At 26.2% G+C, this 4,527-nt stretch carries 3 protein-coding genes and 1 pseudogene; all 4 read left to right on the forward strand.

Annotation, left to right across the window (positions count from 1 at the left end):
* Window positions 1-1,503, forward strand: a 1,503-nt coding sequence (locus ELQ04_RS08925; protein ID WP_267254644.1) for an ATP-grasp fold amidoligase family protein, incomplete at its 5' end; no start/stop codon positions are given.
* A complete protein-coding gene (locus ELQ04_RS08405; RefSeq protein ID WP_002858082.1) occupies window positions 1,490-2,593 on the forward strand; it encodes a dihydroxyacetone phosphate transaminase in 1,104 nt (367 codons plus the stop codon). The genes ELQ04_RS08925 and ELQ04_RS08405, both read left to right, overlap by 14 nt.
* Window positions 2,594-2,642: 49 nt before the next feature.
* Window positions 2,643-3,802: pseudogene (locus tag ELQ04_RS08410) on the forward strand (L-serine phosphate decarboxylase).
* A gap of 3 nt (window positions 3,803-3,805) precedes the next feature.
* A complete protein-coding gene (locus ELQ04_RS08415) occupies window positions 3,806-4,441 on the forward strand; it encodes an HAD-IB family hydrolase (protein WP_002857947.1) in 636 nt (211 codons plus the stop codon).
* The last annotated feature ends 86 nt before the right edge of the window (window positions 4,442-4,527 follow it).

A 4,527-nucleotide genomic window follows, 5' to 3' on the forward strand; every position in this document is an offset into this window, starting at 1 on the left:
TTGGATTTTTTAAAAAGATTTTCGCAAGATTTTCGCAAGATTTTAAAAGATAAAGAGCTTGATGAGAATTTATTCGGGGATGGTGATATGAAAATAATTTATTCTATAGTTGAAAACCCAGAAAATTATTATTTTCTCTATATGGGGTATTGTAATGATATGTTTGGTAAGTTATATTTTGGTGCCTCTGAAAGGATTAAATGGCAATTATCTTATAGAATAGGTAAACTTTTGATTGATCTTAAAAATCCAGTACAAATCTTGAAATTTCCATTTAAATTGTTTTTGGAGATTAAACAATTTAAATTTGAACAAAAAATTTATAAAACTACAATTAAATTTTATCCAAATTTACAGCTTCCCCCTCTAGAGGAATATTCTGATTATGAACAGGCATTGAAAACTAAAAAACATTTAAGTTATATTTTAGGAAAATCTTTTATCAATAATCCTATTTTATTTATTTTTAAAATTAAAAAAATATATAAGCAATATAAAAAAGATATAAGTAGCTCAAAAAAAAATATTAAGGAATTAAGTGATTATGACTTTTTATTAAATAGACATAAACAAATTTTTGATTATACTCCAGACTTTAAATGTCCTGTTACATTTAATGAAAAATTAATATATAGAATTTTATATGATAGAAGTTGTATATATTCTTTTCTTGCAGATAAAATTAAGATGAGATTTTATGTAGCTAGCGCTTTGTCTGATAATCATGAATATAGTTGGGATAAAATCGATATATTAAATGAAAAATCTATTTTATTTAATAATATAGACGATTTACAAGATAAAATTTTTGAAACCAATAAATGCAAATATCTTCCAAAAATATATGGGATATATAAAAATATATATGATATTAATTTCAACGAATTACCTAATTCTTTTGTTTTAAAAACTAATCATGATTGTGGAGGTTATGTTATAGTTGAAAATAAACAAGAATTTTTACGAGATACTGTTGTTTTTTCAAATGCTATGAAAAAATTAAAAAAACATTTGGAATGGAATTATTATAGTGTATTTAGAGAATGGCATTATAAGGATATAGAGCCTAGAGTCTTTGCAGAAGAATTATTGTTGGGAGAAAATAAGAAACCAGCAGATACATATAAATTTCATATTTTTGACAAAGAAAATTTATCTAACAATTTTATACAAGTTACAACAGACAGATTTGATAATTATCAAAGGGCTATGTTTGATTTATCATGGAATTTAGCACCTTTTAATTTTATGTATGATAATAAAAATGTTACAATGATTCCTAAAAAACCTAATCTTTTGGATTCTATGATAAATATTTCTTTGATTCTTGCAAAACCTTTTGATTATGTTAGAGTCGATTTATATCAGTTTGATAAGAAAATTTATATTGGGGAATTAACTTTTACTCATGGTGCAGCTGGTGAAAAAGTTATTCCTAAAGAGTGGGATAAGAAATTGGGGGATTTGTGGCGTTTGAAAAGGTTGGATAATGCAAGCAAATAAAAATATTCAAAAACTTACTCCTTATTTATCTATTCCACACAAAATATGGAATTCGAGTCAATCAAATATTTTGAAACTTGATTGGAATGAGGCTACGATTCCGCCATCTCCTTATGTTATAGAAAGCATTAAAAAATTTTTAGTTAATGGAAATTTAAACTGGTATCCGAATACAAAAAATTTATATTTATTGGATAAAATAGCAGAATATACCAAACAGATAAATAGTTCTTTTGTTGAGTTGTTTGAAGGATCCGATTCTGCTCATGAATGCATCATCGATGTGTTTTTAGATAAATGTGATAAAATCGGAATTGTTTCCCCTACTTATGATAATTTTAGATCTAGAGCTAATGGGGTAGGTATTGAAACTATTTCATTTACACTTGATGATAATTTTAATTTAGATTTTGATAGTTTAGAATATTTTATACATGAAAAGAGAATAAAACTTTTATATTTATGTAATCCGAATAATCCAACCGGGAAATCTTATAATATTCAAAAAATTAAGTCTCTAATTATTAATAATCCTAATGTAATGTTTATTATTGATGAAGCCTATTATGAATTTACTAGCCAGAGTGTATGTGATTTGGTTGAACAATGTAATAATTTAATTATAACTCGAACATTTTCTAAGGCTTTTGCATTGGCGAGTTTTAGGATAGGATATATAATTTCACATCCAGAAAATATAGAATCAATAAATAAATTAAGAAATCCAAAAAGTGTTCCTATGCTATCTCAAATTGCAGCTAATGCAGCATTGGAGGATTTACAATATATGAGAGATTATGTAGATGAAGTGAGTTGTGCTAGGATGGAATTTGTGAAATTTTTGAATACCTTAACTACTGGCGGGGGGGGGATATTCAATGATTCTGTAGCAAATTTCGTTTTGATTCAAAATGAGAATATATCTCTTTTTGTAGGGTTTTTGGAAAAAGAGGGTATTTTTATTCGCAACTATTCTCATCTTATTTCTAAAAATTGTCGTATTAGTATAGGTACAAGAAATCAAATGAGTTATGTTGCTGAAAAAATACAAGAATTTGCTAAAAAACAAGGAGGTTTTCACCTTGTTTGATGCAATTATAGTAAGAATTATTTTTACTTTTGTATTCTTCAAGGATTTGATGTTGATAAAACTTAATGATTATGAAAAAAATATTACGCAAAAGATAAAAGATTTGAAAAATGCTTCTGGTAGTCATAGTCCGAGTATTTTTACCATGGCTGAGCAAATACCGGAATTAAATATAAAAATTGATTCTTGTTTTTTATCTAATCCCTATGCGACAGCTCTTTTTTAAGATATTTAAAAGAGGAGTTAATAGATGGTCAAAAACTAAGGTCAGTTTTGGAATTTTATCCTTCTCAAAATAATATAATTGCCAAAACTGTTGCAGATTTTATAGGAATTGATCCTAAAAATGTTTTTATTGGAAATGGTGCTATAGAGATTATTCAAGCTGTAATGCATAATTTTGTAGGTAAAAAGATCATTGTTAATATTCCTACTTTTTAATTTGCTAAGTCTGAAACAAATGTTGTTTATTATCAACTTTCTAAAGAAGATAATTATAACTTGAATATAGAACACTATCTTAACTTTGTTAAAAATGAAAATCCAGATAGTGTAGTTTTAATAAATCCTAATAATCCGGATGGAGGATATATTAACTATGAGAAATTAAGATACATTTTAAGTGAATTGAAATATGTTAAAAATATTATTATTGATGAGTCCTTTATTCATTTTGCTTATGAAAATAAGGATTATAATGGGATTAATATTGAGTATCTTTTTAAAGAATTTCATAATACTATTATTATCAAAAGTATGTCTAAAGATTTTGGCGTAGCAGGGATTAGAATAGGTTATGCAATTATGTCAGAAGATAAGATAAGAGGTTTATTGAAAAATGGATATTTGTGGAATTCTTCGGGACTTAGTGAATATTTTTTAAGATTATATGTAAGAAAAAACTTTTTTGATGAATATGACAAGGTTAGAAGGGAATATATACAAGAAACTCAGACTTTTTTTAGAAAGTTAAGTGGAATTAAACAATTTAAGGTTTATCCTAGTATGGCTAATTTTGCTCTTGTGGAGCTTTTGGATGGTAGTTCTAGTACAGATTTTGTTGCTAAAATGCTGATTAAATATGGTATTTATATGAGAACTTGCAATGATAAGATAGGTTTAGAAGGAGAATTTATTAGAATTGCAAGTCGAACTTTAGAGGAGAATGATATGGTATTAAAATCAATTTGTGATGTTTTTAAGGAATAAAATATGTCTAAGGAAATTTTGGCCTTATTTGATTTTTGTGAAACTTTAACTAATTTTCAAACGCTTGATAGATATTTGCCTTTAGCTGGATCTAAAAATATTAATTATACGCAAAGTAAAAATTTAGCAAGAAGAGAAAGGTTTCAAAGAGAAAACCTTCCTTATCCTCGTTATGAATGGTTAATTGATCTCGATGTTGATTTGGCAGAAGAAATTGCTCAAGAGTTTGTTTATACTGATGTGATGGCAAATCTTAATCAAAATGTTATGGATAGACTTTTTTGGCATCAAGATGAAGGCCACACAATCGTTATAGTATCAGGTGGTCTTACGATTTATATTAAAGAATTTGCTAGAATTTATAATATTGAGAATATTGTGGCCGTAGATCTTGAAATTTATAAGAATAAATTAACTGGAAATATAGATGGAATTCATACCATGCAAGAAAGAAAACTTTACAAATTAGCTCAAAAATTTAACTTAAAACAATTTGATTTAAAAAATTCTTATGCGTATAGTGATTGTGTAAGCGATATACCTTTATTATCATTAGTTGGAAATCCAAATGTTATTGAATGTGGTAAAGATTTACAATGGGCTAGAATTTTAGGTTTTAATATTTTGTTGAAGTATTAAATTATAAAGTATTATTTTGTAAAAATGAGTTAAAAAATAAGCAAGGATGAAATGATGAATTATAATACTCCAAAAGTTTCTATTGT

The sequence above is a fragment of the Campylobacter sp. CH278 genome, assembly GCF_004378845.1.
GTDB lineage: Bacteria > Campylobacterota > Campylobacteria > Campylobacterales > Campylobacteraceae > Campylobacter_D > Campylobacter_D jejuni.